Annotated in this window: 4 protein-coding genes and 1 pseudogene; 2 read left to right on the top strand and 3 right to left on the bottom strand. The window is 68.1% G+C overall.

Annotated features, from left to right (window positions below; translation table 11 throughout):
- Positions 1-244, bottom strand: a pseudogene (locus AC6RA4_RS18095) (CTP synthase); the annotation flags it as partial.
- Between the two features lie 173 nt (positions 245-417).
- On the bottom strand, positions 418-795 hold the full coding sequence (gene secG / locus AC6RA4_RS18090) for a preprotein translocase subunit SecG (protein ID WP_500162746.1): 378 nt from the start codon (positions 793-795) through the stop codon (positions 418-420).
- Positions 796-1,011: 216 nt separating this feature from the next.
- Between secG and AC6RA4_RS18085 the strand changes: the two genes are divergently transcribed.
- The gene (locus tag AC6RA4_RS18085; protein WP_500162745.1) at positions 1,012-1,977 is read left to right on the top strand and encodes a DMT family transporter; all 966 of its coding nucleotides are present in this window, start codon (positions 1,012-1,014) and stop codon (positions 1,975-1,977) included.
- Here the strand turns inward: AC6RA4_RS18085 and AC6RA4_RS18080 are convergent.
- Complete coding sequence (locus tag AC6RA4_RS18080) at positions 1,892-2,587, bottom strand: thiamine diphosphokinase (protein WP_500162743.1); 696 nt, start codon at positions 2,585-2,587, stop codon at positions 1,892-1,894. The two genes, AC6RA4_RS18085 and AC6RA4_RS18080, sit on opposite strands and share 86 nt — an antisense overlap.
- Positions 2,588-2,725: 138 nt before the next feature.
- On the opposite strand from AC6RA4_RS18080, the gene AC6RA4_RS18075 reads away from it, so the two are divergent.
- Complete coding sequence (locus tag AC6RA4_RS18075; protein ID WP_500162742.1) at positions 2,726-5,146, top strand: hypothetical protein; 2,421 nt, start codon at positions 2,726-2,728, stop codon at positions 5,144-5,146.
- Positions 5,147-5,313: the final 167 nt, after the last annotated feature.

Here is a 5,313-nt window from a genome sequence, read left to right as displayed (position 1 = left end):
GCACGCCGGTGAAGCGCTCGTAATGGCCGAGGTCGAGATCGGTCTCGGCGCCGTCATCGGTGACGAAGACCTCGCCGTGCTCGAAGGGCGACATGGTGCCCGGATCGACGTTGAGATAGGGGTCGAGCTTGCGCAGCCGGACCGAGAAGCCGCGTGCCTGCAGCAGCGCACCAAGCGCTGCGCTCGCAAGGCCCTTGCCCAGCGAAGAAACGACACCGCCTGTGATGAAGATGTAACGTGCCATTGTGGCAGGACCCCGTGATTTGCATCGAATTCTGGACACCCACGGGCCTTTCGGACCGCAGCATCACGGGAGTCCATATATAAGAGATTCGGGCCGCACTGTCCAGAGAACCGCAAGATGCTGTTGCGGTTCAGGGTGCAGCCCTCAATCTATGGTGGTTTGGCTGTCAGGCCTTAGTCGGCGCGCGGAACCAGCGGTGCGTCGGGCGCGGTTTCGCTGTCGGAGGCCGACGGCGGCGGCAGAAGTGCGTCGGTGTCGATCTCGCCCGGTGCGGTCTGTTCCGCGGCCGGCGCCGAACCGCCGAGACGGTCCATGACCGAGACGCCCGAGGCGTCCTGCGCGGCGAGAATGGTCAGCGTGATCGACGTGACGATGAAGCCGATCGCGAGGATCCAGGTCACCTTGCCGAGCGCCGTCGCCGCGGCGCGCTGGCTCATGGCGCCACCGCCTCCGCCCATCCCGAGCCCGCCCCCTTCGGAGCGCTGCAGCAGCACCGCGCCGATCAGCGACAGCGCGAGAAGAAGATGGACGATGAGAATGACGTTCTGCATGGAAGGTCCCGAAGCCTGCGGTCTTGGCGCGCTATGTAGGGGAAGCGGCAGATGGGCGCAACCCGCGAGATGGTCTCTCATGCCGCGCCACGGAATGACGCCGCGGAGCGCCGGCGAGAGGCCACCCGGGCGACGGGAAAAGATGACTGGCGAGACTCTCTTTAAGATTGAATCGACTCGCGCCAAAAATAATTCAGGTAGTGTATTGCCGGATCCATGGCCGCCCGCTACCGTCGCGAGATGAGACAGGACAAACCCCTTCTCGGCATCGTTCTGATGCTCGGTTTCTGCATCATCGCGCCGCTTGCCGACGCGGTGGCCAAGCTGCTTTCCGAGACGGTGCCGCTCGCCGAACTGGTTTTCTTCCGCTTTGCTGTTCAGGCGGTCCTGCTGGTGCCGCTGATGCTGATCACCAAGCGCAGCTTCCGGCTGCGCCGGCGTGTGGCGGGGGTCGTGTTCCTGCGCACGCTCATGCACATTCTCGGCATCGGCATGATGGTGACGGCGCTGCGCTACCTGCCGCTGGCCGACGCTGTGGCGATCGCCTTTGTCATGCCGTTCATGCTGCTGATCCTGGGGCATTATTTCATGGGCGAAGAGGTCGGCTGGCGCCGCCTCGGGGCCTGTGCCATCGGCTTCGTCGGAACCCTGCTCGTGGTGCAGCCCGCCTTCCGCGATGTCGGCTGGCCGGCGCTGCTGCCGCTTGGCGTGGCGCTGAACTTCTCGCTCTTCATGATCACCACCCGTCAGATCTCGCGCGATATCGATGCGATCTCGCTTCAGGCGATCTCGGGGCTGATGGCGATGGCGGTGATTGCGCCGATGCTGCTGCTCCTGCCCGCGGGCCGCATTCCCGAGCTGGAATGGGCCGTGCTGCCCGCCGACACCTGGGCGCTGCTGCTGTCCATCGGCTTCCTCGGCACCGTGGCGCATCTGCTGATGACCTGGTCGCTGCGCTATGCGCCGGGGGCGACGCTGGCGCCCATGCAATATCTCGAGATGCCTTTCGCGACGCTCTTCGGCTTCATGTTTTTCCAGGAGTTGCCGAATCCCACTGCAACGCTGGGCATCTGCGTCATCATCGCGGCCGGTCTCTTTATCCTCGCGCGCGAGCGGGCCACCCATCGGGCGCAGAAAGCAGCGCCCGCGCCAGCTCCGGAAGCTGTGACACCGGCAGAATGATCAGCATCAGCGGCGCGTCGAAGCGCAGCGAGACGGTCTCGGCATCGGTCTCGTTCGATGTGCCCGCGCGCTGCGCCGGCGTGAAGTCGAGCCCGTCGAGCGGCCAGCGCAGGCCTTGGCTCTGACCCCGCACCAGCCCCATTGGATAGAGGGAAAACCGCGTGCCCACGGGCATCGCCAGGGTGATGCGCGGCGGCGCCAGCGCGATGACATCCTCTTCCCCCACCAGAATGCAGCGCCGCTCGGCGCGCATGGTCAGCACCGTCAGCGCCGCAAGCTGATGGTCGATGCGGGGATCGAGAAAGCCGGTGCCAAAGACCAGCGGCGCCGCGACGTTGCGCAGGCATTTGTCGAAATCGGTGCTGTCCTGTTCAGCGATGTGATGCACGCGCTCGGCCGGGATCTGCGCCCGGGCGCTCTCGGAAAGAGAATCGAGGTCGCCGATCACCGCATCGGGCAGCACGCCCGCGCCCAGCAACGTCGCCGCCCCGCCATCGGCTGCCACCCGCGTGTCGCACTGCGCGAGAAGCGGTGTCAGCTGCGCCAGAGGGCTGTCTCCGCCGCCCACCAGCAGGATCGGTGCGTCGCGTCTCAGGATGGGAGCATTCATGGCAACTTTACGGCTTTCGGAGGCAGAGGTCACAATGGAGACACGAAATGATACGCTCGGGACCAAAGATTCGGTCAGCTTTCGTCTCGTATGACGTGGTAAACACATTGTTGCAAAGCGATTGAGAGTGAGCAGCACATGGTGAGTTCGAGCAAGATTCTGACGGTCTCCTACGGCACCTTCTCCTGTACCGCGGAGGGGTTCGAGGATCCGCTGGCAGTGGTTAAGGAAACCACTCATTTCTTCCGTGGCGTGATCCGCGAGGACCGCTTCTTCGGTGCCGAGCCGCCGCAGTTCGATCCCGAGCTGGCAGCCGAGCTGCTGCAGTCCCAGATCAGCGCCGAGGCCGGCCAGGGCACTTTGACCCTGCGTAGCCCGTTCAACGGTGGCGCCGCATCGAGCGGCGCGATGAGCGCGGCGCTGGCCGCAGGCCGGACACAGGAGCGCCCCGCCGCTGAGGCGGAGACTTCGGTGACCGAAGCGACACCGGCCCCCGTGGCGGAAGAGACCGCCCCGGACGTCAAGGCCGAGGCCCCTGAGGCGCCGGTGGCCGAGGCACCGGCCGAAAGCTCCGCCGTGCCGGAAGTCGAGCAGCCCAAGGTCGCCGTCTCCTACCAGGGCGACGGCAGCGAGGACGAGGACGAGGCCGAGGAAATCCGCAAGGCGGAAGACACCATTGCCGCGCTGCTGGCCGACATCGCCGAGCCTGCCACCGCGGCAGAGCCCGCCGCCGAAGAGGCCGAAGAGTCCGGCGAGGACAGCCTCGAGGCCGAGGCAGAATTCTTCGAGCATGACCTAGAGGACGAGACCGCCGCCGCCCCGCAACCGAGCGTTGGCCTGAGCGATCCGGAAAGCGTGGCCGCCAAGCTGCGCCGCATCCGTGCCGTCGTGGCGCAGGGCACCCCGGACGAGGCAGAGGCCGAGGTCGAACCGGAAGCGGATGAGGCAGAGGCCGAACTGTCGGTCTCGGCCATGCTGGATGCGCTGGCGCCGGAGCGGGACGAGACCCCGACCTCGGTGCAGGCGCTGCGCGACAACCTGTTCACCGACACGCTCGCCTCCGCCGAGTTCGAGGATGCCTATGCGGACGGTGACGATGATGAGGCCGAAGACGACAGCGCGCTCTTCGATGCGCCGGACGTGCCGGAAGAGGCCGAGGCAGAGGCGCCCGAAGAGGCCGCCGCGCAGGTCGAGGCCGCGCCTGAGCCGGAACTGGCCCCGTCGCGTCCGCGCGCCCGGGTCGTCAAGGTCAAGCGCGCCGAGTTCGACGCCGCTGTCGGCATGGGTCTCATCGAAGAGATCGCCGAGGCCTCGGCGGCGCCCGCCGCGCCGGTGAGCAGCCTGAGCCCCGAGGACGAGGATGATCTCGCCCGCGAGCTCGAGGCGGTTCGCGCAGAGCTCAAAGCCGATTTCGAGGAGACCTGGGACCAGGACGAGGAGCCTGTCTCCGAGGAGACCATCGAGGAGGTCGCCGAAGCGGAGGCCGCGTTCGAGCCCGCGGATGGGGATGAGGATCTTGAAGCCGCCGTCGAGCAGGCGCTCGAGGCCGATGAGGGCGAAGAGGCCTGGGATTTCGACGAGGAGTGGGACGACGAGGACGAAGACGATGATGTGACCGTCGCCGCCGCAAACGCGGTGTCCGCGCCGCTGCGTCTCGAGACCTCCGACGCCGCGCCGCAGGGCGATTGGGACGAGGACGGTGACAGCACGCTCGAATTCGAGTTCACCGACGGCTTCGACGAGGATGAGGACGAGACCGATCTCGCCGCCGAGGCTGCCGACGCGGCTGCCGAGGCCGAACGCGAGGAGGCGCTGCGCCGCGCGGCGCATGAGGAGGTCCGCAAGGCGGTGAAGATGTCGAGCCCGGCCCGCGCCATGCTCACCGAGCGCCGGGTCGAGGACAACGACGCCTCGCGCATCCTTGACGAGACCAACACCCAGCTCGAAGAGCCCGAGGGCAACCGCCGCCGCAGCGCCATCGCGCATCTGCGCGCCGCCGTGGCCGCGACCCGCGCCGACAAGCTGCTGGGCCGCAAGCGCGACGCCCGCGAGCAGGCCGAGCCCTATCGCGAGGATCTCGCCAATGTGGTGCGTCCGCGCCGCCCCGAGGCACCGGCCAGCCACACCGAGCGCCCGGTCGAGATCGCCCGCCCGGCACCGCTCAAGCTGGTGGCGGAGCAGCGCGTCGATGGCGAGACGCCGGCGCCGCGCCCGCGCCGCGTGCGCCTCGCCGATATCGACGAGCCGGCAGCGGCGAGCGCAGGCGAGGTCGATGACAGCTTTGCCGAATACGCCGAGAGCGTCGGCGCCCGCGACCTGCCGGAACTGCTCGAGGCGGCGGCGGCCTACATGTCCTTCGTCGAGCGCCGCGAGCAGTTCTCGCGCCCGCAGCTGATGACCAAGGTGCGCCAGGTCGAGACCGAGGAATCGAGCCGCGAGGACCGGCTGCGCAGCTTCGGCCAGCTCCTGCGCGAGGGCAAGATCGAGAAGACCCGCGGCGGCCGCTTCACCGCATCGGAGCGCATCAGCTTCAAGCCGGACGCCCGCGCCGCGGGCTGAGCCAGACGGTTGGACTGCCATGAACGGCGGGGGCCTTGGCCTCCGCCGTTTGCGTTTTCGGGGACGCGCGCGGCGTTTTCAGGCCTCGGACGTGGGGGCTTTTCGAAGGGGCAGGGGGGGGGGGGGGGGGGGGGGGGGGGGGGGGGGGGGGGGGGGGGGGGGGGGGG

The organism is Salipiger sp., assembly GCF_059781815.1.
Note: the sequence above shows the minus strand (reverse complement) of the source record. Positions and strands in the feature narration are given on the sequence as shown.